The following is a 23,897-nucleotide window of genomic DNA, read 5'->3' as shown; positions in this document are numbered from 1 at the left end:
TATGAATATTTATACCAACTCGCCGTATTTCCCCGACTGAAACTCTTGTATCGCCTCAACAATTTCCTGCTGGGTGTTCATCACGAAAGGGCCATAACTGGCGATAGGCTCGTTGATGGGTTCGCCGCTCAATACTAAAACAACACTTTCGGCATCGGCTTTGATGCTTATCTCTTCGCCCTCGTTCTTGAACAATATAAAGCTATGCTCTTTAGCCTGTTGCCCATTCACTTCCACGTTGCCGTTGATAACCAGCAAAGCAGTATTATGTCCGGCAGGTACAGTAAAATCGGCGAGGCCGCCTGCATTCAGCTTAATATCGAATAAATTTACGGGGGTAAAAGTGCTTGCCGGACCTGTTGTATTATTATAAGTGCCTGCAATAACGTTTACTATGCCACCATTGCCAGGCAATTGTACTTTACCCATTTGGTCTGCTGTAATGGGCTGGTAACCGGGCTGCGCCGATTTATCTTTTTTGGGTAAATTCACCCAAAGCTGCACCATCTCGAAGGGGCCTCCCCTGCGCGAAAATTCCTGCTCATGATATTCCTTATGGAGGATGCCGGCTCCGGCTGTCATCCATTGCACGTCGCCTGGGTTGATGATGCCACTGTTGCCCGCGCTATCGTGATGAGCAACGCTGCCCTTATAGGCAATGGTAACTGTTTCGAAGCCTTTATGCGGGTGCACATCTACCCCGCGCAGATGTTCCGATGGGCCGAAATCAAACTCGGCGTTAAAATCAAGCATCAAAAACGGACTGATGCGCTGCTGGCTGATGCCTGCGCCGGGTATCATATTGTAAACCCTGAAGCCGTCGCCAACCATACCTGGCCGGGCGGGGCGTGGGATTATTCTTTCTATCGATTTTATCATGGTATATTTCCTCTTCTTTAATAATGTAAAAGTAGGTCATTTACCATACGCGCAGAATAAGGTAGGTTAATGAGAATTGTTAATGTAGATTAAGGTTTGGTGAGTAGTTAAGGGTTAGCTAAGCCCGAGAAAATTAGCTTAACGCTAAACAACAATGCAACCATTTACTAGTCACCAAAAAACTAATCTATCAACCGCTGGTATATATTCTCTAACTGCCTGGTGTGCCTTATGGTATGGCAGGCTACAAAATGCAGCCACTCCTGCCGGGTAAATGGCCCGATGCCGGGTACTTCAAAATCGAGGCATATGTCGGTATCGTCTAATGGTTGGGCGGTTTGTTGTATCTCCTCGCTTTTGTCTTGATACTTGCTTAGCATGTCGGCCCGATTCAACGACTCCTCTGTTGGCAAAATAAATACCGGCGATTTAAGCTTGGTGCTGAAATCGAGGAATATATTCTCTATGATTTCATTCGAGGCGTCGGGCTTACGGTTAGCAGGTTCGGTATTGCCGGTCAATACCTGCGGCAAGCCGGTTTGCGATTTCAGCATATGGTCGGCCACCTGGCCGGCTGTCCAACTACCCTCAAAGGGTAAAGCGTTAAACTGTTGCTCGTTAAAAATCGCCAATATTCTCAGGAAGTTATCGGTGGCGGTTTTGTATTCGTTAATGGCTTGCTCTTTCATAGTATTGATTACAAATGTGTAGTACTTTGGTTTACATGATAAAGGTACGGCGGCGGCCTAAATGCCGTAAGGTGCAAATACGGCTATTTAGCGGGTGATATGCGACGAAGATTTATTTTCTCTTCTTTTTGCGAAATGCAAATAAAGCGCTATTTTGATATCATAAACCTTATTGCCCGCCATGAAGAGATTCGCCATCGCAACTACCTTACTATCAATTATTTACACCTTTGCAATTGCGCAACAGAAATACGCCTACGCCGTAGATTTATTGAACATTAAGGACGACCGCGTATCCGTTACGCTTACCACGCCAACCATTACGCAGGCCAGCACTATATTCTCGTTCCCTAAAGCAATACCCGGCTCTTATGCCCGTAAAGATTTTGGCCGCTTCATCGTCGATTTCGAGGCCTTTGATAATACCGGCAAAAAACTAAAAACCGAGAAGCTGAACAAAAACCAGTATCGCATAAGCAATGCCAACACGCTTACGACCATCAAATACCAGGTTAACGATACCTGGGACCAAAAGCACGACGACTTTATCTTCCAGCCCGGTGGCAGCAACATCGAGGCCGGCGTAAACGTGGTGATGAATAATCACGCTTTTTATGGTTATTTCGAGGACTACAAAAAGTTACCTATCGAAATCACCATCAGCAAGCCCGACTTTTTTTTTGCAGCCACCCATCTGGATGTGGAGCACCCCTCGGCGCAGCAGGATCTTATAAAAGCCCGCGATTACGTGTACCTGGCTGATAACCCGGTGATTTATGCCCGGCCCGATACCATTTCCTTTTATGTAGGCAAAAGCAAGATAAATGTATTTGTTTTCTCGGCCACAGGCAAAGTGAAGAGCGCACAGGTGGCGGGATATCTTAAGCCTATTGCTGCATCGCTGGACAAATTCTTCAACGGCCTGCCGGTAAAATCGTACCAGTTCCTTTATTACTTCGAGGACCCTAAAAAGGCCCTTGCCGACCGCAAAAACGGCGAAGGTGGCTACGGCGCATTGGAGCACAATTACTCCTCACTTTATTACCTGCCCGAGGTGGCATATGAAAAAGATTTGGTATCGATGGTGAACGATGTATCGTCGCACGAGTTCTTACATATCCAAACACCACTTAACCTGCATAGCTTCGAGATAGAGAATTTCGATTTTACCGACCCTAAGATGTCGGCCCAGCTGTGGATGTACGAAGGCGTTACTGAGTACTTTGCCCACCTGATACAGTTGCAAAACGGACTGGTTGACGAGAAAGGCTTTTTTAAAGAAATGCGCAGCAAGATGAATGCTGCCGAGGAATTCGGTAATTTTTCGATGACCGAAATGAGCAAACGCGTAATGGAGGACGATTTCCAAAAGAAATACAACAGTGTTTATAACAAGGGAGCGTTAATAGGGTTCGCGCTGGATATGTACATCCGCGACAAAACAGGCGGCGCGAAGGATTTAAAATCAGTGATCCTTACCCTTACCAAAAAATACGGGGCCAGCAAACCTTTTAATGACGATGATTTCCTGAACGAATTCGTGGCTGCATCGCATCCGGATGTTAAATTGTTCATCGATAAATACATAGTAGGTACCGAAACCCTGCCATATGCCGAATACTTTGGCCGTGTGGGTTACGAATACGCCGCGCTGCGCGATGTGCAAGCTTATTATCCGGGTAAGATGGGCTTGAAATTTCAGGACGGCACGTTCCTGTTCGTTAGCGTGGGCGATAACCCCTTGAAAGTAAAAGAGGGCGATATATTCAAGAAGATTGATGGCGTGGAAGTAACATCAGATAATTTGGACAGCATTTGGGATGAGTACTTTAACGAGAACACCCTACACCCCGATATTGAGATAACCGTTCTGCGCGATGGCAAGGAAAAAGTATTGAAAGGCCCTATTTTTAACGGCCATTTTAAAACCAAAAATTACCTTGCGCCGGTTGCCGACCCAACTGCCCAACAACAAGCGGCCTTGAAAGCCCTTGAGGGGAAATAGCCTGTGAATGCCGTCATAACTGCATCCGGCTTCTGGCAAGCACTAGTTTGATTAATTCTTTGTTAAGTTATTAATTAATCAGAAATACCCCTAAACCGCAACGTATATTTGCATGGTAATTTTAGAGTTTAAGCAGGGCGCTGAAACGGCAGCATATTGAAGGTTCGACCCCTTCCTCTGCATCTGCCAATTAAATCTTAAACATATGCAAATCGATTATACCGTTGTGGCCATTGTTGTTGCAGTAGCCTTGCTGATTATTTTTTTGCTGGTGCGCAAAAACATGAAAGACGAGAAGCAGTTTGAGAGCGACATGAACGAGCAAGGCACCCAGCCTGAAAAACATGGCCGCGACGAGGACCGGATTTAACGCCGCCCATCCGTAAATAAAATTTCCTATTCTGTAGTGGGTTCGCGAGATTTGCCCGCTATGCAGCCACGTTTCGAAACCCTGCCAGCTAAGCCATTCTGCGGCATGCGCATCAATATGTCGTACATCAATAACAAAACCAGGCAACTTTGGCGCGGTTTTATGCCGCGGCGAAAGGAAATAAGCAATACCATAGGTACGGAGCTTTACTCGATAGAGGTTTACCCCGACGCATTTTTCGATACTTTTAATCCAGCCGCTTCATTCGAGAAATGGGCAGCCGTTGAGGTTTCCGAAACCTTCGATGTACCCGCGGATATGGAAATCCTTAACATGCCTTCGGGCTTGTATGCCGTATTTACCCATTACGGCCCAGCCGCAAACGGCCCCGAAACCTACCGCTATATTTTTACCGAATGGCTGCCTACCTCGGGCTACCGAGTTGCCCAAAGGCCTCATTTTGCGGTTATGGGCGAGAAGTATAAAAGCGATAGCGCCGATAGCGAAGAAGAGATATGGATACCGATAAGCAAAATATAGCGTTTAAGGCATTAATATAAAGGCAATGTAACATTTACCTTCTGTTAGCGGACTAATAATTAGTTTGGCCAACAAACTACAGCTACCAAATGTTAAGGAAGCAAAAAATGGCTTCTTTTTAAAATTATGCTTATATTAAGCATGCTATTTCCTTAACATATATTTAATAAATAGGAGGCCCGCCTTTATCGATATGGAAGACGTAATTATACAAATCATTGTTACTTGTTTTTTGGTGTTGACGCCCTTGATTGGCCCACGCACCAAACGACGAGAGCCCGATTTTAAGGCACAAACAGAAATACATTCCATCTACGGTGTTAACGCAGATGGCAAATTGGAGCTGCTTAACAAAGAGGGCGAAGAGCGGGCCTAACGCAGCCGATAGGCACGTATATCATCATGAACAACAAACGGCCACAAGGGAAATCCCGGTGGCCGTTTGCTGTTTATAAATGCAGCCATCGGGCCGCTTACTTATCTCAATATTTGATTATCAGATAACCGGTCTTCCGTATCGTATCTGCACCCTTCTTATACTCAAGCGAATAAAAATAAGTACCTGCTTTTTGCAAATCTCCTTTTGCAGAGTGCCCGTCGAAAGCTTTAAGGTAATTATCATAACCGCTGGCGCTGTAGATCACGTCGCCATTGCTGTTCATAATCTTTACCGTATTCTGCGGGTACGCGCCTATGCCATCTATGGTGAAGACATCGTTCGCCCCATCTCCGTTAGGAGATACCCCCTGGCGTACGTTCAAATCGGGCGTGGCGTTATCTGCCAGTACATCCTGCTCTACCAGCAAGCGCTTTTGGTTGGTGGTAAGTATCAGCGCCGGGGCCACGGTAGTGGTAACATTGGCTCCGTTGTACCTGCTTAGGTTATAGCCTTCTGTGCCGGCAACGCCTGTAACTTTATTATACTCAAGCACAATTGCCCTATAGGCGGTTGATGCGCTTAAGCCGGCTATGCTTACGCTGCTGCCAGTGCCGTTATAAATACAATACCAGCCGTTAGTGCCTACCATATCGCCAAGGCTAAATATATTACTGGCTGCGTAAGCATGCCCTTGCAGTACATTAAGTGCGCCGCTAGTGCCTTTTTTGAGGAATACCGCACGCGCAGTGCCATTGCTACTTACCCAGCTTAAGGTAGTTGATGTTGCTGCGGTGTTACTGAAAACGTAAGCTGTTGCGTAGCCTATTGGCGGCGTAGCAGGTGCGCCAACGGGTGCCGTGGTAGTTACATTTGCGCCATTAAAACGCGCCACAAAGGCTGCAGGTGATGCACCGTCGCCACCATTGTAATCCACTACGACAACGCGATAAGTGGTTGAAGGTGATAAGCCTAATAAATTCACGGAACTGCCTGTACCTGCATACACGCAATACCAGTCTGTGTTGCCCGATTGCTGGTAAACTGGGTTACCCAGCGTATATGGATTACTTGCTTCGGGGCTATTTAAATTTACATCCAAGCCCCCGGGCGCACCCAACGAACCAGCTTTGATAAATACCGCGCGCGAGGCACCTGTGCCGTTAGTCCAGCTTAATGTGCTTGATGTTGCTGTGGTGTTACTGAATGTTAAAGCCGTGGCATATCCTATTGGCGGGTCGAAGCTATTTGTTCTGTATGTATCGCCCGTACTACCCCTATAGTCTGGCTCAGCATAAACCGGGTTTGATTTGCTTCCGTTATAGTTAACAGCAACAACACGGTAATATGCACCAGGCCGCAAACCGGTTACGCCTACCACGTTCGGCGAATATTCGCCATTGTAAACGCAAAACCAGCCACTACCACCTATTTGTTCGCCTGTACCAAATTTATTGTTTGCCGCGTAAGATGCTGTTCCGGGCAAAGGTATTTCACTATAATTATATGGGTAAAAAATGCTGCTGGCTAAACCTATTTCTTTCACAAATATGGCAATCCCAACCGGCATCGGCCCATTAGGAGAGTATTCGATGCTCATCATCGTGGCAGGGTTTTTACCGGGAGTGGCACGTACAAATGTATAGTAATTAGGAGCAACAACAGGCGTGGTTACCCTGGTGGTTACCCCGGTTACCCGGTAGGTTTCGGCTCCGGTGCTGCCGGTATACTCCACTACCGATGCCGTGTAGGTGGTGCCGGTTCTAAGTCCTGAAATGTTTACATAGCCTCCTTTTCCGTTGTAAACACAATACCATCCGGTAGCGGCCACACTGGCTGTTTTTAGCCAGGAGTTAAACGACATAAATGAGCTATCGGGGGTATATGCTGTACCGTTAATAGCTGCAGGCAAACCTGCCGTACCCATCTTTAAAAACACAGCCCTATTTGTAGTACCGTTTCCGCGAGGCCAGCTTAAAGTGGTGGTGGTAGCGGTTGTGTTTGAAAATGATATGGTTGTAGCGTAATCAAGTGGGTTATATGGTTCGGTACCATAAACGGTTATCGAACCAAGCGGCAATCCAGATTGGCCCTTGCGTGTTGCATCGTCCGGGACCTCGAAAAATGCAGTGGCGCCATCTGCACTAAGGGCAATATTGTTCAAAGTATTCTCTGTTGCAACAGCCGCCGGGTTTGGCGCAGGTATTTCTTTTTGTACCCAGCCACCGCCTGTACGGATAAAGGCAGTAGGCGTTGGGGCGGCAAATACAATGGTGTTGCCGTCGGCACTCATAACCCCCCGGCCGTAGGGTAATGTCTGTTGCAGGCTCCATACAGCCCCGTTCCGAACGTAAACAAGTCCGCCTGTCAAAAAAGTATTTCCATCGGCACTAAACTTAAAATCACGATATTCCGGTAGCACTGCCTGCACTTCCCACCCTGTTGACGATAGCTTATAAATAGCGGTGTAACCCAGGTTAAACAGGCGGTTGTAACGCCCGGCGTTTTGAAAAGAGGATGCTGCGGCCGTTTTGCCATCGGCGCTTATGGCCACGCGGTTGCCCGGAGATCCCCTACCCACCGTATAATATTGAGGGGTGTTGGTCACGTTACCCTCTTCATCAAAACGGATCATACCAAAGTACACATGCTCTTCTGTGTAGTTTGGAACATCCGCCACCTCTTGTTTCTGCCAGGTATTGCCAACAAGTTTCATGATGGTGATACCCAGGCCAGTTTCGCCGCCACTATAACTGCCACCATACGCATTTTTACCTAATATGGCTGTTTTGCCATCGGCAGAAAGCCCTACTACGTTACCTAAAGAATCGTTTAGCGTACCGGCATTTTGCCAAGCGCTATTATTGCGCTTGTACAACTTAGCAGGCCCTGCGTCGTCTCCTATTAATGCGGTGCTACCATCTGCGCTCAAAGCAAGGTAATTGCTAACTGTTCTGTATCCGTTACTGCCTATAAATGCTGAAGAAACAGTCCACGTTTTGTTTTTACGGGTATAAAAAAGATAGCTTGAGCCGATGTTTACAAGTGCTGAGTTTCCATCAGCGGCCAGGGCAGATGTTTGCTTCACGTTGTAAGGGCCGTATTGGATTGTTGTATCGATAAGCTTTGCGCCTTGTTGAAAAGCCGGGTATGGCGTTTCGGTTACGGTAAAATCGGTGGCAGAAGTTACACTGGCAACTACCACTTTACCTGTAACTGCGCCCGGCATTACCATACCAACAATTTGAGTTGCAGTAAATGACGTAACTATAGCGGGCTTACCGCCGATAGTAAGTGTTGATGCCGATGTAAACCCGCTGCCTGTTACGGTAACCAAAGTACCCGGTGCCCCGGAAGACGGTGAAAAGGATGTAATGGTTGAGGCAAATGCCCTACTACTTCTTCTATCTGCAACAACAGTTGGCTTTGAAGCAATGGCCGCCAATGTAGCAGATGCCAAAACCAGCGCCAAAGCAATCGCTTTAAGTTTGTAACGAGAAAATTGGTGCAATAAAATTCCGGATGAGATAAGGGCTTTCGTCATATTTAGCTTTGTTAAGTGCAAGTGGAGTTACTGGGTATTCACCAATAAATGCAGATACTTTCTAAATATGCATCGACAGATGTGATAAGGTTAATTATATAACTGACGAGTATTAAATTAAATGCCAGTTGGTTGCGGCTTTGTATATACCAAATATATATTTTTTCGGCGTATGTTTCAGAAAAAAAGGCAACAATACCTATTGGTAGGTATATAAACCAATATTAATTGATGGAATATAAAGATTATATGCCTATCATAAATATTAATGGGAACAATAGCGAATAATTTGCAGGTTAAAAATGAATTAAAGCATTAAGCCAGAAAGCTGCCTCACACCTGCGTATGAGACGGCCTCTTAGTGTATTTATTAAAAATCGATACAAAGCAGACTCGCTAATTTTAGCCGAAGTATCGTTTTTACAGATTTATAAACCGCTCCATAGCGTGTTTATTATCAATATTTAATAACCAAATAACCAGTCTTCCTAATGCTCTCCGTGCCTTTCTTATATTCCAGCGAATAAAAATACGTACCTGCTTTTTGCAAGGTACCGTTTGCCGAATGCCCGTCGAAAGCTTTAAGGTAATTATCGTAACCGCTGGCGCTGTAGATCATGTCACCATTGCTGTTCATAATCTTAACCGTGTTCTGCGGATAGGCTCCTATGCCATCGATGGTAAATACGTCGTTCTGCCCATCGCCATTGGGCGACATCCCCTGATGGACGTTTAATCCAGACGTTGCATCGTCTGCCAGTACATCCTGCTCTACCAGCAAGCGCTTTTGGTTGGTGGTAAGTATCAGGGCCGGGGCCACGGTAGTGGTAACGTTTGCGCCGTTATACCTGCTCAAGTTATAGCCTTCTGCGCCTGCCGTGCCATTATATTCGAGCACTATAGCCCGGTAGGTGCTGGAGGCATTTAAACCCATGAGGTTCACAGTGCTGCCTGTGCCATTGTAAACGCAGTACCAGCCATTTGTGCCTGCTTGCGTACCTAACCCAAATGTGTTATTTGCGTTATAAGTGGTGCCTTGCGTAACATTAAGCGCGCCACTCGTGCCTTTTTTTAGGAACACCGCACGTTTAGCGCCAGTGCTGCTTACCCAACTTAAAGTGGTTGAAGTTGCCGCCGTATTGCTGAACGCTAAACTTGTTGCATAACCAGTTGGCGGAGTTGCAGGTGCACCCGGTACCGGCAATGTAGTCACATTTGCGCCGTTAAAGCGTTCCACGTAGCTAATAGGCACGGGGCTGTTGTCGTGGTTATAATCTACCACGGCAACACGGTAGGTTGTAGCAGGCGACAAGCCTGTTAGGTTTACAGAACTACCCGTACCGTTGTAAACGCAATACCAATCTGAACTACCGGTACCATCGTAAATCGGGCTACCCTGTGTAAACGGGTTACTTGCCTCGTATAGATACTGATTTAAAGGTTGAGGGGCACCCATCGAGCCGGCTTTGATAAATACCGCACGCGAAGCGCCGGTTCCGTTGGTCCAGCTTAGTGTACTGGATGTTGCGGTGGTATTACTGAATGCCAAAGCTGTGGCATATCCTGTTGGCGGATCAAAAGTGTACATCCTCCATGATGTGCTCGCATATTCCAGGTAGTCTGCATTTTCATAAACCGGGTTTTCCATGCTGCCATTATAGGCAACAGCCGTAATGCGGTAAGCTTTATCGGGTGTAAGGCCGGTTACAGTTACTGCTTCAGGAGTAAATGAACCATTATACACACAAAACCAGCCGCTGGTGCCTATTTGTTCTCCGGCACCAAATTTAGTATTCGCTGCATAAGAGGCACTCCCGGGCGAAGGTAGCCCTGGTAATACATTTATATTAATCATTTCTTTCACAAATAGGGCATATCCCACCGGATGTGGCTCACTAGGATAGGCCTTAATATCTACCATTGTTGCACGGTTTTTAGCAAACCAAGCTTCTACACTGGTAGGGTAAACCGGTGCTACAACAGGCGTAGTTACCCGCGCAGTAGTCCCGGTTACCTGGTAGGTTTCGGCTCTGGCGCTGCCGGTATAATCCACTACCGATGCCGTGTAGGTGGTGCCGGTTTTTAAGCCTGTAATATTTACGTAGCCGCCTTTACCATTGTAAACGCAATACCAACCGGTACCCGCCAAGCTGCCCGCTGCGAAAACGCTATCAGGGGTATAGGCTGTACCTTTAACCGGTGCAGGCAAGCCTGCCGTACCCAGCTTTAAAAACACCGCGCGGTTGGTAGTGCCGTTTCCGCGTGGCCAGCTTAAGGTGGTGGTTTTATCGGTTGTATTTGAAAAAGTTATAGCGATGGCGTGATCTAGCGGGTTATAGGGTTTTACGCCATAAACGGTTACCGAACCTACAGGGCTATGAATTTCCCCGCCCCAGTACGTCTCTGTTACCGTACGCGTGGTATCGGTCGGAGCCCCCAAAAAGGCTGTTGCACCATCGGCGCTAAGCGCAATAGTGCTATACGCCGCAGCGGGAGAGGTTGGTGGCATTACCTGCTTTTGCACCCATGTGGTGCCTGTACGGGTAAAAACTGTTGGCGTTTCGCTGGCAAACATAACCGTGTTGCCATCGGCACTGATAGAACCCGCGCCGTAGGGTAATTGCTGTTGCTGGCTCCAGGCGTTTCCGTTGCGGATGTAAACAACCCCATCTGCCAACAAGGTGTTTCCATCGGCGCTCAGGTTTAATGAGTAAGATTCCGGAAATGTTTCCTGTACTGTCCAACCGGTTGATGTAAGCCCGTAAATAACGGTGTAACCCAGGTTGAACTGATAGTTGTACCGGCCATAGTTTGCATGAGAGGATGCTGCAGCCGTTTTACCATCGGCACTTATAGCCACAAAGCTGCCGGGTACGCTCCTACTCACCGTATAATAATCGGGCGGGTTAATCAGGTTCCCATCTTCGTCATAATCAGACGGATTAAACGGCCTGTAGCGCACTTTGGTTTCCGTTTTTTGAGGAACGTCCTGCACCTGCTGTGGCTGCCAGGTATTGCCTATCAATTTCATTATAGTGATACCCGTTGCGGTATGGCTGCCGCCGCCGTAACTGCCGCCCCGCACCCGCTTACCTAAAATAGCCGTTTTGCCATCGGCAGAAAGCCCAACTACGCTGCCCAGAGAATCGTTTAAGGTGCCGGCCTCTGCCCAAACGCCATTATTACGTCTATACAGCTTCGCCGGTAACGAGCCCCCCATATTTTCTCCTACTAATGCGGTGTTGCCATCTGCGCTTAAACCAAGGTTATTACCATAAACCGGGTCTCTGAAACTGGTGCCAAATACTGCGGATACTGCCCATATGCCGTTTGTACGGGCGTAAAAAAGATAACTCGGGTAAGTGTAGGAGCCACTACCATTTACGATAGCCGAATTGCCATCGGCACTCAGCACTACAGAGGCACCTTGCGCCTGAGCAACAAAGGGTGAATAAAAACCAAGAGCTCGTTTAACCGTATCAATAAGCTTTGCGCCCTGTTGAAAGCCCGGGTAAGGCGTTTCGGTTACCGTAAAATCGGTGGCAGAATTTATGCTGTTATTGACGGTTACTTTACCGGTAACTGCTCCGGGCATTACCATACCAAGAATTTGGGTATTAGTAAACGATACTACTATTGCCGGTTTGCCGCCGATGGTGAGTGTTGAAGCCGATGTAAACCCGCTGCCTGTTACGGTTACCAACGTACCGGGTGCCCCCGAAGCCGGCGAAAAGGATGTGATGGTAGCGGCAAAGGATACCATTATGCTGATGCATAATATGATTGCTGTGGCAATTACGCTTTTAAGTATTGGCGAAAAGCGTTTGGGCAATAAAATTGTGGATGAGGTAAGGATTTTCATCATATTTAAAAGTATTTGTGTACAATGGAGTTACTAAGTATTCACCAATAAATGCACATACTTTTTAAATAGGCATCGACAGATGTGATAAGGTTGTTTTTATATAACTAAGTGTTTAAAATTTTAAACATCAGCTGGTTGCGGCTTTGTATATGCCAAATATATATATTTAACTTATATATCACCTGAATGAAATGCTAAAATTTAATAAATATTGGGGCAATATTAGAGCATGTAATTAAAACGAAATTCAAGCAGAGAAAATAACTTCACGATTATAAAATCACCTTTTAAGCGGATAATTTCTTTAAACCCATGCAATTGACTGGGCAGTTATTGAACGATTTTCACTTTACTTATTAAATTCGATAAGAAAACGCCATCAGAGGCTTAAAAAAACAAATGCCACGCAGTATTTTCTGCGTGGCATTTGCTTATAAATAATGTGGATACCCCATTATCGGTGTATTAGAACTTAAGGATCAGGTAACCGGTTTTCCTTATCACCTCCGCTCCCTTTTTATACTCTAACGAATAAAAATAAGTACCTGCTTTTTGCAGGGTGCCGTTTGCCGAGTGCCCGTCGAACGCTTTAAGATAATTATCATAACCGCTGGCTATATATATTATGTCGCCGTTGCTATTTATAATTTTAACCGTGTTCTGCGGGTAGGCACCGATGCCATCTATGGTAAATACATCGTTCTGCCCATCGCCATTGGGCGACATCCCCTGATGGACGTTTAATCCCGACGTTGCATCGTCTGCCAATAAGTCCTGCTCTACAAGCAAGCGTTTCTGATTGGTAGTAAGTAACATAGTTGGGGCTACTGTGGTGGTAACATTTGCCCCGTTATACCGGCTTAGGTTATAGCCTTCGGTACCTGCTGTGCCGTTATATTCCAGCACAATGGCCCGGTAGGTGCTTGTTGCGGCTAAACCTGTGATATTTACACTGTTGCCTGTGCCATTATAAACGCAATACCAGCCGTTCGTACCAACTACCGAGCCTGCACCAAAACTACTGTTGCCGGTATAAGTGGTGGCTTGTACAACATTCAGTGCGCCGCTGGTACCCAGCTTAAGAAATACCGCGCGTGCCCTGCCATTGCTGCTCACCCAGTTTAAAGTAGTTGACGCGGATGTAGTATTGCTGAACGCTAAACTTGTTGCATAGCCCGTTGGCGGAGTTGCCGGGCCGGTTGGTGGCGCCAGTGTTTTAACATCTGCCGGGCCTCCTTTGCTGGTGAGGTACTTTTGACTGCCGGTTGTGCCATTATACTCAACCACTGCAGTATGGTAATTGGTGTTTGCTGTAAGCCCGGTGATATTTACAGATGAGCCCGTTCCGTTGTAAACGCAATACCAGCCCGTAGTGCCAATTTGCGCCCCCACGGGGAAGTTGGCATTGGCTGCATATGATACGCCATCGGCCGGTGCCGGGAAACCTAATGTCCCCGCTTTAATAAATACAGCGCGCGATGTGCCATTGCCGTTTGTCCAACTCATGGTAGTGGTTGATGCAGTGGTTCCGCTGAATGTTAAGCCAGTGGCATAGCCTGTTGGCGCTGCCATTGGTGTTACTACATTTGCAGCGGATTCAGTTACTTCGTATACTTTTATTACCCTTGGCGCCTGCACGCTGCCGTTATAATCATAAACAATTGCCCGGTACCTTTGGCCGCTTGTTAAGCCGGTAATGTTTACGGTATTGCCTGTACCATTGTAAACGCAGTAATAGCCGTTTGCCTGGTTGCCCGAGCCGTATCTGGTGTTAGGAGAGTAATAAACGTCTAACGGGCCCGCACCACTATCAAATGGGGTGGTCGACATAAAAACCATGCGGCCCACACCGCTGCCGTTTGTCCAGCTTAGGGTGGTTGTGGTGCCGGTGGTATTAGAGAACGCCACGTTTTTTGCCCGTATGTTTAAATCATCAGAAGTTACTTTACCGGTAGCGCCTGCCGTAGCATATTTTTCGGTACCATATTTACCATTGTATTCTACTATCGCTATAATATACGGTGTACTGGGTTTAAGCCCGGCCATAAGCGGGATGGCATCTGTACGCGTGTGGGGCCCATTGTAAATGCAATACCAGCCCGCTCCGGCGGGTGTGCCCTGCCCAAATTTCGGGTTGGCTGTGTAGGCAACGCCATCAACTGTTGTTGGGAAACCTGTGCTGCCCTCTTTAATAAATACAGCGCGTTCCGAACCGCTGCCGTTCTTAAACGAAAATTGAATACTATCAGGCGCTTGCGGAAAGAAAGTAATATTAGTTGCAACACCGGTTGGGCGAATAACGGGCGGGATTACTGCGTAAGCCGTTACCGATCCGGCAAACGAAAAGGGATTACCACTGGCATCATTTACTGTAACTGCTTTATCGCCGGGAACACCTAAAAAAGCTGTTGTTCCATCGGCGCTTAGCGCGGCCGTTCTGCCGGTAACACTCTCGTCAACTATAGCCGGCGGATTTTCCGGCAGAACTGTCCTTTGTGTCCAGGTGGCACCGGTACGGGTGTAGGCTACCAAATGTTCGTCGGTAAACAGCACAGTGTTGCCGTCTGCACTTAAAGAAGCGACGCCTCCGCTGACTGCTAATTGTTGCTGTAACGACCAACTATTGCCCGTGCGAACGTAAACGTTACCGTCGGCAACAAACGTGTTACCATCGGCACTCAATTTTATAGAATAGCTTTGCGGAAGTTTAGTTTGTACAGCCCATCCGGTGGGGGTAAGCGCGTAAATTACGGTATAACCGATACTAAATCTGTAACTGTACCTTCCAAAGAGACCAAAAGACACTGATGCTGCTGTTTTACCATCGGCGCTTATCGTTACCAGGTTGCCCGGGCTGCCTGAATAAGCGTAATAACGTTGTGGTTCGTAAGGTATCATTTCTCCGTTTTCATCATATTGCGTCTGGTGATATACTTCAAACTGTGCGGAATCGACAGGCACATCCGGTGCAGTTTGTGCCTGCCAGGTATTGCCAACCAGTTTCATTATAGTTATGCCTCGTGGCGTATACCCGCCGCCGCCATAATTTCCACCGCGTGTTTGCTTGCCTAATATGGCTGTTTTGCCGTCGGCAGAAAGCGCTACAGTACTCCCTACCGAATCTTTCAGGGTTTCCTGGGCTCCCCAAACATTGTTGGTACGCCTGTATAACTTTGCTGGTCGCGACGCACCCAGTTCGCTACCTATTAATACGGTATTGCCATCTGCACTCAGGGCCAAGTTATTTTGGCCATCGAAGTCGGCGTCAAAAGAGGTAGAAACACTCCACTTATTATTTAAACGTGTATACACCAGGTAGCCAACATAAGAGGAGCCGCCTGCTGAACCCGTAACTACGGCCGTATTGCCATCGGCACTCAACACAACCGATAAACCCTGTTGCGTTAATACCATTGCCCCATAACCTATCCTGCGTATAGCAGTATCGATGAGCTTTGCGCCTTGTTGTACTGAAGGGAACGGCGTTGGCGTTACGGTAAAATTGGTTGCTGAATTCACATCGGCACCGGTATTAACGGTTACCTTACCGGTAATAGCGCCCGGCATTACCATCCCTACAATTTGCGTAGCAGTAAATGAGGTTACTATGGCAGGCTTACCGCCGATAATAAGCGTAGATGCCGAGGTAAAACCGGTACCTGTTACAGTAACCAGCGTACCCGGAGCACCCGATGAGGGTGCAAAGGAAGTAATGGTGGATGCAAATGCCGCATTATGCCTGTTGTTTGAAATCGGGATCGATTTAGCGGCAAACGCCGAAATAGCGGCGCAGGTTAGCACGAGCGCCAACGTTATTGCTTTAGCTTTCCTGTAGAAAAGTTTGGGCAATAAAATTGCCGATGAGGTAAGGTTTTTCATCATATCAGTATGTTATAGGTGTGCGAAAACGGGTGTACGTGATTGCTGATTTATTGAATCGGTCAGCGAATATAATTTGTGATAAATAACTGTGCCTAGTCAATCTAAACAGCAGTAGGTTACGGCTTTGTATGCTCCAAATATAAATGTTTGAACTATTATATCATTTATAAATAATAACAAAATTGCTTTGTAATAAATATGATACATATAAATACAAGTGCGATAGCAAAAAGGCCACCCGTATATTAAAAAAATAAAAACTCACAGTTAATTAGCGGTATCCTAAAACCGTCTGGATTAAATATTTTCAGGAGGATATTACGGGCATCCGGCGCGAAAGAAGATCGTCCTGCAGTACATGTAGCATAAATTTAGCCACATCGCCCCGGCTGATGGTAAGGCGTGGCCGGGGTTGGTTATCATGGCTAACGATAACGGCTTTGATTTTTGATGAATTGATAAGCCCGACGGGGCGAACGATGGTGTACTTTAAAGCCGATGAGGCGAATAAATCCTCCTGGCGTTCATGGTCGTGGTAGGCAAAGCCTACGTTGCTGCTGTCTATCACCCATTTAAACCACCAGGGGATATCATTTCGTGTATCGTTGGTTCCCCATGCCGAAGTGAGGATAATCCGGCTGACGCTGTGCTGCGGCGCAAGCTCAATGATATTTTTTGCTGTTACGGAAAGGAAATTGGCTGGCGTACGCAGCTTAGCCCAGGGAAAATCAGAATTTCGGGAGATGTTCAATGCGCTTAGTATCGCTTCGCACCCGGCCATAGCTCCGCTTAAGGCGGCTTTATCGGTAGGTAGGCCCTCGAACAAGGTTAAAGCAGAATTCGTAGGCACCTTGCTTTTATCGCGCACCAATGCATTTACGGTATAACCTCGCGACAGAGCTTCTTGCAACAGCAGTTTGCCGGTGCGGCCTGTGGCACCTAAAATCAATACGCGCATAATAAGGTGGTTTATAAAGCACTAATCTAGCCATTTTATGCGGATACGAAGGATTATCGCGCCGACCAAAGCATTGCAAATTGCGCAGAAAACCCTACCTTGCATCCAATGATGGAATACCTGGAAATGTTTAAGGATTGGCTGTTCAGCCTCGGCGAAGAGCACGATGTAAATCCATTGCTGCTTGCTATACTTTACTTGGTAAGTAAGCCGTTATTTTTTTTCTTTTTGGGCTGGGTAATCAAAAACATGCGCAACAAAAAACCGTTCATGACGCAGCTGCTCATTGCCTGTGTATGTTTCAGCATCCCCTACTCCTACCTGATATTCGCCGGGCGAAACATATCCATTTGGGTATATGTATTTATTGCTGTGGTTTACGCTTATGGCGGGTTTTCTATCTACAAAAAAGTTACCGCGAAGGTTGACCCGACGTTACCGGTTTAATCTTGAATTGTTAAAACGCGAAACTTAAAGTCAACCCACTCCACTACTTTTAATTTCCAGTAGGGCCTGTCACAATAAACATAGCCCTTAAATCCGTCCAGCATCCAGTCGTTCATAATTGCCATATTACTGTCAGGCTTGCAAAGTAATGTGTTGAACAAATAATTTATTCCACTATGATAAATACTGGAGTAATATATATGCCCGGTTATCCTATCAACGATTGCAAATTCGCTACATTCAGTGCCACATCCCCATTGTACCACAGTAAAATGTCCTGCGAAATTAATTCCATTTTCTTTGCATTGACTTCTTATTTGGGTGCGAAATTCCCAAGCTGCGGTATCTGTTCTAAAATCGGGCTGGGCGAGCTTGCCTTTATAAACACTTACTTTATAAGCCGAAAAATCATATGGAACTTTGTATTTTTTATACACACCCGCTAGCACATCCGAATTACCTAAAATGAGATATTTGCCATCATCATACAAGGTATCCTTGTTTAGCGCATTCTTAAACTGCGTATTTTTCATCATGAAATCCACCTTCATGGGTTGCCTGGAGGAAACTATAAAGTCGCCCACTTTGTAAACGGAGTATCCGGGTATATTTTGTGCTTTTGCCTCCATTGAGAGTAAAAGAGCGCTAAAAATTAAAATTGCCGGAAAAGAAAATGACCTATTCATTTATTTGTTTAGTTATCATATTAACAATTACTTCATAGCGGGGCACGAAGCAATGACGCGTGAATAACGCACCCTTTTCGCATTTGCACATCTGAAATCAAAAATTTGCACATCCGCAGCCCCTACTTCCCATCCACCGCATTCAACACACTAATATCTTTACCTTTCAACATTTGCTCATAGTTTACTACCACGAATTTCTTCCCTTGCATGGCTTTAAACTCGGGCGAAAGCAGCATATTCAGTTCGGTTTGGCGGTGCAGGCTGGTGAGGGGTTTGCCTTCTTTGGTATTCATCATACCGGCGTTCATATCAAACAATGCATCCATTTCCGGCCCCATTTGGGCAACGTGTATCACTACCAGATTGGGTCGCGTTGGATTCAGCTTTCCTCCTACATAGGCCAAAAATGCTTTCTTTTTCGTGGCTACGGGTTCGCCCCACATTTCCAGGTAGGTTTCGCCGAAATAGCTTACCGTACTTAGCGGCGATATGGCCAGTTTATATTTATGGGCCAGCTTTTCGGTAAGAGCGCGCATGGCCGGAGTGGATAGCGCAACGCCCATATGCGGGTCGAGATAGGTAATTTTCAGTCCCGTCGCAAGCGCGCGCGCTATCTGGGCGGTGAGCTCGCGCTCCACCTCTTCCATTTTGTAGCCGCTGTGCGCAAAATCGCCGGTTGACTGGTGGAAATATCCTACCCCATCAACCAGGCTGGGCACAGCTCCTTTGCCCAGCACCGGCCCCCAACGGTAATACCGCCACTCGGAAGTAAGCGTAAGGTGCACGCCCACGCTTATCTGCGGGTTCTTCTTCAGTATGGCCACAGCCTCCTGGTGCCAGGGGCAGGCAAACTGTACCGAAGCAGAGAAGGGCATCCCCGTTTTGGCCACCTGCTCCATGGCCATGTTTACGGAATGGTTCATGCCTATATCATCCAGCCGTATCAACAGTTGCGGCAATTTATTTTGTGCCGAAAGATTAACCGCGAAGGCGAGTAGCAGGGCTATCGCGAAGCATGATTTAAGAGGAAATTTCATAAGGACTTTATAATTGTGAGATGCCCTAATCTCGCCAATTAAAACCAAATAACGAAGGGAATGGATCTGAGTTTGCCTAATATAATAAGAGCCACAAGGAATATCCCCGTGGCTCTTATTGAAAACTATATATCGATTAAAAATTATCCTTTATATGGCTAAACCGGCTCTCCCGCGCAATTATAATCCTCGTGGAATTTCACCAGCTTAAGCATTACGTCTATAGCAGCCTCGTAGTTTTTTACGCCAACTACCTTTTTGTATTCGTTCTCTAAATTATCTACCTGTTTTTTTAAGTGCAGGTAAAATTTCTCTCCCTGCGGGGTTAAATAAAGCATAGAGGCGCGGGCATCTTCAGCGCTTTTTTCGCTTCGTACCATGTTAGTGGCTTCCAATTCCTTTACAATTTTGCTGGCTGCCTGTTTGCTTACGCCCATCTTACCAGCCAGTGCATTGTTAGTAATACCTGTTGTACCTATGCTCATAAAAAAAGGGATATGCGCATTGTTGAAATCGGGGTTATCCATGCGGCAGAGCTTTTTCATGCTCCAATCGTCTATCGAACGTTTCAGCAGGTACACCAATTTACAGGTGATCCTTTTAGAATCTTCAATTGTGTTGCAGTCGTCTGCCATGATTATATAACGATTAAAAGATACAACTGGTTTAAACGAATATACATTAAAAATCGAACTTAACAAAGGCCCTTACACCGTACTCAGATACGCCGGGGTTATCCAGGTAGGTAAAGCGTTTTACCAGGTCGATCCGCAGCACCTTGAAGATGTTACCTACGGCAACGCTTCCTTCAATATACGGGGTTGAACCCAGCGCATAGGTACCGCCGTTAGCCCCCGATGGGAAACGCAGGAGGTTGGCATTGTTAGTTGGGTCGTTCTCGCTGCGTACGCCGCCCCAAAGTGCTTTAAAGTCGATAATCTCGCGCAGCTTCAATTTCTTAAGCAAAGGCACGCGGTTAAACAAAAAGCCATTGAAATTATGGTCTATGCTAATGCTGGCATAATGGTCGCTCACGAATTCCTGAAAATTCATTAAGTTGTACGAGTACAGCTGGAACGCATAACTTTGGTTGGCGTGGTGAATATCCAGCAAGGGGAAAGGCACCTGGCCAAACAAGTAGCCGCCCTCTGTGCTTACATCGGTAAAGCCCAATTGCGAAAGGTAGAAACGCTTGGTGATATTGGCCGTTACGTTTTGGTAATTGTAATCGCCGCCCACAAGGCCCTTAACGCCTTGTGCATAGTTCAAGGTAAAAATGGGGTACTTATCAGGTATAGGCGTGCGGTATAGTTTGCCCTGGTAAAATTTCTCGTGCGGGGCCCAGCGCAAAGATGCTGAAAGCTCGGAGGTGTGGATAGTGCCCACATCGTTCAGGTTACCGTTTGGCAGCAGGTTCTGAAACTTCAACGCACCTGCTGCATCCTGGTTCCATTTTTTGAAACCGATAGCATACGAAAGGTGGTTGCTGAATTCGTGCACGTAATCCAAACGGAAGATATCATTATACAGCCAAATATCGTTTGCACCGCGCTTGAATGATAGCAGCACGCTGCTCTCCTGCACGAATTGCAGTTCCTGGCCCGGCACCTTGGTATCGTGCTGGAAACTTGCCCTTATATAATTCTGCGGGAACGAATAGATGGATTTATTATTGATGGAATAAGTGCTGCTTAAGAAGTATTTCCACTCTTTATCCCTGGTACCGTAGGCACCATAAGTTTCAAAGTAATAGCGCTTGCTCAGTTGCGGCGTGCTGCGACCGCCTAAACGCAGGCGGAAGCCTTCTACCGGGTTAAAGCTGTAGAATGTATTGGCGGGGCCAACCTCAAACTTGCCATAATTTTTATACCCGGCAAGCACCAGCGTAGCAATATCCATGGTTTTTTTGAACGATGGGATAGTTTGCAGGCTATCGATATTTTTGTAGATGCTGGCAGCTGCTGCATCGAGCGTGTCGGGGCGACTCATCAGCCAATATTTATCGTCTTTATCGTCGGCGTTAGTTGCAAAAACCTGCGCGGGGCCTTTGTAAGTATCATCTGTACGGGGCGAGTTTACCACAAAGTTGTTGATAGATACCAAACGCTCGCCATATACGCCGCCGCCTTTATTTTTGTTGATACCGAACTCTATCTTCAAATCGCTTTGGCTCAGGTGGTATTTGCCATCGTTGTTTTTTTCGAAGGCAAGCGTGGCCTGCATCTGGCGAACGAAGTTGAGGTTGATGTTCTTGTTTACATTCAACACCGCGTTCTGCACCGCGTAGTTGCCGTCCATAGTAATGTATATCCTCCCCTCGAATAACAGGCCGTTGGTATTGCGCGGCGTAAAGCTCAGTTCTATCAGGTTTGGTTTTTGATCCTTGAGGGTATCGGTAATAAAGAATTTATAGAAATCGGGCGAGTGATCTGCTATCGGGCTCAGTAGTTGATTACTCAGCAACGATACGTTGTTATCATAGATATTGATATCCTGGTACATACGGTTAAAGTATGTAGTGAGGCCCTGGTTATCTACGAAGCTTTCATCGTATTTCACCTGTTTGTTGGCAGATATCACTTGCTTTTTTGCATATGGTGATTTGCGGTAGTAGTTATCAGATAGTTTTTCTTCCTGATATAACGGCAGCAATGTTTTACCGCCGATGAGCGTAGAATCCTGCTCTTTAAACAAAAACTGGTAGTTTTTAAATATGCGTTTGTTCTTGAATTTCTCGCTCAGGTTGCTCAGCGAAAAGCTCATACGCTCGTACTGTTTGTACTCGGCAAAGTTGTAGTCCTCCAGTTGGTTTTGTTTTTTATGCGCAATCACCTGGCGTATCAGTGCAACGGCGGGGTTATCTTTATTGGTATATTTTTTCTTCTTGCCCGATTTTACCACCACTTCGTTCAGCGTTTGGTTATCTTCTATCAGGGCGATGTTGATTTCCTGCTCTTTGCCGGCTTCTATGGTGCGGGTTGTAGTTTTAAAGCCTACGAAGGTTATCTGTATCTGGCTGTATTTTTCGGTAGTGCTGATGCTGTAGCGGCCCTGGGTATTGGTGCCGCTGCCAATAGTGCTGCCCGCAAACGTTACGGTTACGTAAGGCATGGGCTTATGCGTTTTGGCATCGGTTATAATGCCTTTTACTACGGTGTTTTGCGCGTGCAGGCTGGTAATGGCCGCAAACGAGAGCAGTAATAAAATAAAACTTTTTATGAGCGGTTTGAAAATCGTTTTCATTGTATTGGTATTAGGAATGAGATAAGGTAGTTGTACTGTTATAATGGAAACGCTTTTGGGCCAGTTGGCGGCCCGCGGCGCCGTATTTTTCTATTAGCTTTTTTACGCCTTTGCCCGATGCATGCGCTACGCTGCGAACGGTTAGGGTGATGAACTCCACGTTGATATCCATACCGTTAAGGCTTTGCTTGATACCCTCACCCAGTGCCTCTACCATATATTTGGCAGACGTTTTTAGAAGGGTAGCATTTGCGGCCCTGTTGGCAGCGGCTGCGGTAGTATCTGTTTGGTAGGTGGCAACGTTTTTCATGACTTTGTAAATGATAGCACAAAGGTAAACTAAGTTGACTAATATGGTCAACTTAGTTTACGATTATTTTGACTATTAGTGTGTTTGTGACACTAAAATGAATTTTGTGAGCATCCTGTGTGTTTTTGCTGTTACGATTGTAGACGGCCAGCCAGGACAAACATTTCAAACCGGGTGTGTTTATGACACTAAGATGAGAAAAGAGCCCCATCCTCAAGATGGTTAAGGGCCTGACGAAAGGTTGATTTTGGTAGATGACATGCGTTTGCAAATGGTGATTTGGATGACTACAACCCAAAGACACGCCAGATAATCAACTAATTGATAATCAATAAATTAAATAATAAAATCAAAAGCCACATTAACGGTATTTCGATAATCAACGAACGCTGGGGTTGGTATTTCGCCAAAGCGGCGGTAGTAAACAACAAAGCCCCGGTCTGATAAACAGAGCGAGGCCTATAATTAATCAGGAGGAAAAGGAATGTTATCAGGCGGGCAAGCCGGCAAAAATAATGTAGTAAGCAGCTACGTTTTTTGGGCGGGTTTCGTTTCCGCCCTTGCTGTCTGAGGCCACTGGTTTTTCATCATGTGGCGGGCACCAGTCGCCAGTAGGACTTTGTACGTCCCACCCAATCTTAGGCTTCCATACATTTGTTGTGTGGTTATGGCTTTTAAATTCATCGCCCTGGTAGCTGCCCACGTTATTACCGGCTAACCCTCCCGGGTGTTGTGCCTCGCGGGCACCAGAATCGGGGTCGCGGGGATTCTCGGCCCGGTCTACACCTCTTATAAAAACGCCGCGCAAATCGGGTACGTTAAAGCTGCTGGTATCGCCACCACTGGAGTTTCCAATTGCTAGGTGTAACAAGGGAAATTCGGTGTGCAGGTATGCCGTACCATCGCAGGGTAGCCAGCCTTGAGCGCGCAGCCCTATCAAATTTTCGAACAAGCCCATATAAGGCATTACCGTGCCTACCGGCATATTGTAGATATTGGTTGGCAGTTGCATTATCTGTTACAGCTTTTAAATCGTTTACTTCCATATCTTTATTAAATCAAT

General features: G+C 46.4%; 17 protein-coding genes. 5 read left to right on the top strand and 12 right to left on the bottom strand.

Annotated elements, in window-relative coordinates:
• Positions 1-9: 9 nt before the first annotated feature.
• The gene (locus AC1DXC_RS19925) at positions 10-879 is read right to left on the bottom strand and encodes a pirin family protein (protein ID WP_477460937.1); all 870 of its coding nucleotides are present in this window, start codon (positions 877-879) and stop codon (positions 10-12) included.
• A 182-nt stretch (positions 880-1,061) separates the two neighbouring features.
• On the bottom strand, positions 1,062-1,568 hold the full coding sequence (locus AC1DXC_RS19920) for a DinB family protein (RefSeq protein WP_477460936.1): 507 nt from the start codon (positions 1,566-1,568) through the stop codon (positions 1,062-1,064).
• A gap of 181 nt (positions 1,569-1,749) precedes the next feature.
• Between AC1DXC_RS19920 and AC1DXC_RS19915 the strand changes: the two genes are divergently transcribed.
• From AC1DXC_RS19915 to AC1DXC_RS19900, 4 genes are all read left to right on the top strand, one after another.
• Positions 1,750-3,573, top strand: a complete 1,824-nt coding sequence (locus AC1DXC_RS19915) for a M61 family metallopeptidase (RefSeq protein ID WP_477460935.1) — start codon at positions 1,750-1,752, stop codon at positions 3,571-3,573.
• 205 nt (positions 3,574-3,778) lie between these two features.
• Entirely contained in the window at positions 3,779-3,943 is a 165-nt protein-coding gene (locus AC1DXC_RS19910; protein ID WP_477460934.1) for a hypothetical protein, read from the top strand.
• A gap of 60 nt (positions 3,944-4,003) precedes the next feature.
• A complete protein-coding gene (locus AC1DXC_RS19905) occupies positions 4,004-4,483 on the top strand; it encodes a GyrI-like domain-containing protein (protein ID WP_477460933.1) in 480 nt (159 codons plus the stop codon).
• A gap of 193 nt (positions 4,484-4,676) precedes the next feature.
• On the top strand, positions 4,677-4,859 hold the full coding sequence (locus AC1DXC_RS19900) for a hypothetical protein (RefSeq protein WP_477460932.1): 183 nt from the start codon (positions 4,677-4,679) through the stop codon (positions 4,857-4,859).
• 106 nt (positions 4,860-4,965) lie between these two features.
• Here the strand turns inward: AC1DXC_RS19900 and AC1DXC_RS19895 are convergent, their stop codons facing one another.
• From AC1DXC_RS19895 to AC1DXC_RS19880, 4 genes are all read right to left on the bottom strand, one after another.
• Entirely contained in the window at positions 4,966-8,403 is a 3,438-nt protein-coding gene (locus AC1DXC_RS19895) for a T9SS type B sorting domain-containing protein (protein ID WP_477460931.1), read from the bottom strand.
• A gap of 457 nt (positions 8,404-8,860) precedes the next feature.
• Positions 8,861-12,268 carry a T9SS type B sorting domain-containing protein gene (locus AC1DXC_RS19890; RefSeq protein ID WP_477460930.1) on the bottom strand — a complete coding sequence of 1,136 codons (3,408 nt, stop codon included), beginning with the start codon at positions 12,266-12,268 and terminating at the stop codon, positions 8,861-8,863.
• A 465-nt stretch (positions 12,269-12,733) separates the two neighbouring features.
• The gene (locus AC1DXC_RS19885) at positions 12,734-16,150 is read right to left on the bottom strand and encodes a T9SS type B sorting domain-containing protein (RefSeq protein ID WP_477460929.1); all 3,417 of its coding nucleotides are present in this window, start codon (positions 16,148-16,150) and stop codon (positions 12,734-12,736) included.
• A 307-nt stretch (positions 16,151-16,457) separates the two neighbouring features.
• Positions 16,458-17,108: an NAD(P)-dependent oxidoreductase gene (locus tag AC1DXC_RS19880; protein WP_477460928.1), complete on the bottom strand. Its 651-nt coding sequence runs from the start codon at positions 17,106-17,108 to the stop codon at positions 16,458-16,460.
• Between the two features lie 108 nt (positions 17,109-17,216).
• Here AC1DXC_RS19880 and AC1DXC_RS19875 point away from each other — a divergent pair, with 108 nt between their 5' ends.
• Positions 17,217-17,555 carry a hypothetical protein gene (locus tag AC1DXC_RS19875; protein ID WP_477460927.1) on the top strand — a complete coding sequence of 113 codons (339 nt, stop codon included), beginning with the start codon at positions 17,217-17,219 and terminating at the stop codon, positions 17,553-17,555.
• Here AC1DXC_RS19875 and AC1DXC_RS19870 read toward each other — a convergent pair.
• The 6 genes from AC1DXC_RS19870 to AC1DXC_RS19845 form a co-directional block, all read right to left on the bottom strand.
• Complete coding sequence (locus AC1DXC_RS19870) at positions 17,552-18,241, bottom strand: hypothetical protein (protein ID WP_477460926.1); 690 nt, start codon at positions 18,239-18,241, stop codon at positions 17,552-17,554. The two genes, AC1DXC_RS19875 and AC1DXC_RS19870, sit on opposite strands and share 4 nt — an antisense overlap.
• 122 nt (positions 18,242-18,363) lie before the next feature.
• The gene (locus AC1DXC_RS19865; protein ID WP_477460925.1) at positions 18,364-19,281 is read right to left on the bottom strand and encodes a ChbG/HpnK family deacetylase; all 918 of its coding nucleotides are present in this window, start codon (positions 19,279-19,281) and stop codon (positions 18,364-18,366) included.
• Positions 19,282-19,439: 158 nt separating this feature from the next.
• Positions 19,440-19,916: a MarR family winged helix-turn-helix transcriptional regulator gene (locus tag AC1DXC_RS19860; RefSeq protein WP_477460924.1), complete on the bottom strand. Its 477-nt coding sequence runs from the start codon at positions 19,914-19,916 to the stop codon at positions 19,440-19,442.
• A gap of 46 nt (positions 19,917-19,962) precedes the next feature.
• Positions 19,963-22,524, bottom strand: a complete 2,562-nt coding sequence (locus tag AC1DXC_RS19855) for a DUF5686 and carboxypeptidase-like regulatory domain-containing protein (protein ID WP_477460923.1) — start codon at positions 22,522-22,524, stop codon at positions 19,963-19,965.
• 10 nt (positions 22,525-22,534) lie between these two features.
• Positions 22,535-22,834, bottom strand: coding sequence for a hypothetical protein (locus AC1DXC_RS19850; RefSeq protein WP_477460922.1), 300 nt, complete (start codon positions 22,832-22,834; stop codon positions 22,535-22,537).
• Positions 22,835-23,324: 490 nt separating this feature from the next.
• Entirely contained in the window at positions 23,325-23,846 is a 522-nt protein-coding gene (locus AC1DXC_RS19845) for a tail fiber protein (RefSeq protein WP_477460921.1), read from the bottom strand.
• Positions 23,847-23,897 lie beyond the last annotated feature (51 nt).

The organism is Mucilaginibacter sp. P2_D11 (assembly GCF_056404435.1).
This window is presented reverse-complemented; position numbering and strand designations above follow the sequence as displayed.

Excerpts from the sequence above, each read along its gene's own strand:
- AC1DXC_RS19870 (WP_477460926.1), bottom strand. The coding sequence starts at position 18,241 with ATGAATAGGTCATTTTCTTTTCCGGCAATTTTAATTTTTAGCGCTCTT.
- AC1DXC_RS19860 (WP_477460924.1), bottom strand. The coding sequence starts at position 19,916 with ATGGCAGACGACTGCAACACAATTGAAGATTCTAAAAGGATCACCTGT.
- AC1DXC_RS19925 (WP_477460937.1), bottom strand. The coding sequence starts at position 879 with ATGATAAAATCGATAGAAAGAATAATCCCACGCCCCGCCCGGCCAGGT.
- AC1DXC_RS19850 (WP_477460922.1), bottom strand. The coding sequence starts at position 22,834 with ATGAAAAACGTTGCCACCTACCAAACAGATACTACCGCAGCCGCTGCC.
- AC1DXC_RS19885 (WP_477460929.1), bottom strand. The coding sequence starts at position 16,150 with ATGATGAAAAACCTTACCTCATCGGCAATTTTATTGCCCAAACTTTTC.
- AC1DXC_RS19855 (WP_477460923.1), bottom strand. The coding sequence starts at position 22,524 with ATGAAAACGATTTTCAAACCGCTCATAAAAAGTTTTATTTTATTACTG.
- AC1DXC_RS19910 (WP_477460934.1), top strand. The coding sequence starts at position 3,779 with ATGCAAATCGATTATACCGTTGTGGCCATTGTTGTTGCAGTAGCCTTG.
- AC1DXC_RS19890 (WP_477460930.1), bottom strand. The coding sequence starts at position 12,268 with ATGATGAAAATCCTTACCTCATCCACAATTTTATTGCCCAAACGCTTT.
- AC1DXC_RS19865 (WP_477460925.1), bottom strand. The coding sequence starts at position 19,281 with ATGAAATTTCCTCTTAAATCATGCTTCGCGATAGCCCTGCTACTCGCC.
- AC1DXC_RS19915 (WP_477460935.1), top strand. The coding sequence starts at position 1,750 with ATGAAGAGATTCGCCATCGCAACTACCTTACTATCAATTATTTACACC.
- AC1DXC_RS19900 (WP_477460932.1), top strand. The coding sequence starts at position 4,677 with ATGGAAGACGTAATTATACAAATCATTGTTACTTGTTTTTTGGTGTTG.
- AC1DXC_RS19895 (WP_477460931.1), bottom strand. The coding sequence starts at position 8,403 with ATGACGAAAGCCCTTATCTCATCCGGAATTTTATTGCACCAATTTTCT.
- AC1DXC_RS19920 (WP_477460936.1), bottom strand. The coding sequence starts at position 1,568 with ATGAAAGAGCAAGCCATTAACGAATACAAAACCGCCACCGATAACTTC.
- AC1DXC_RS19880 (WP_477460928.1), bottom strand. The coding sequence starts at position 17,108 with ATGCGCGTATTGATTTTAGGTGCCACAGGCCGCACCGGCAAACTGCTG.
- AC1DXC_RS19905 (WP_477460933.1), top strand. The coding sequence starts at position 4,004 with ATGCAGCCACGTTTCGAAACCCTGCCAGCTAAGCCATTCTGCGGCATG.
- AC1DXC_RS19875 (WP_477460927.1), top strand. The coding sequence starts at position 17,217 with ATGATGGAATACCTGGAAATGTTTAAGGATTGGCTGTTCAGCCTCGGC.
- AC1DXC_RS19845 (WP_477460921.1), bottom strand. The coding sequence starts at position 23,846 with ATGCAACTGCCAACCAATATCTACAATATGCCGGTAGGCACGGTAATG.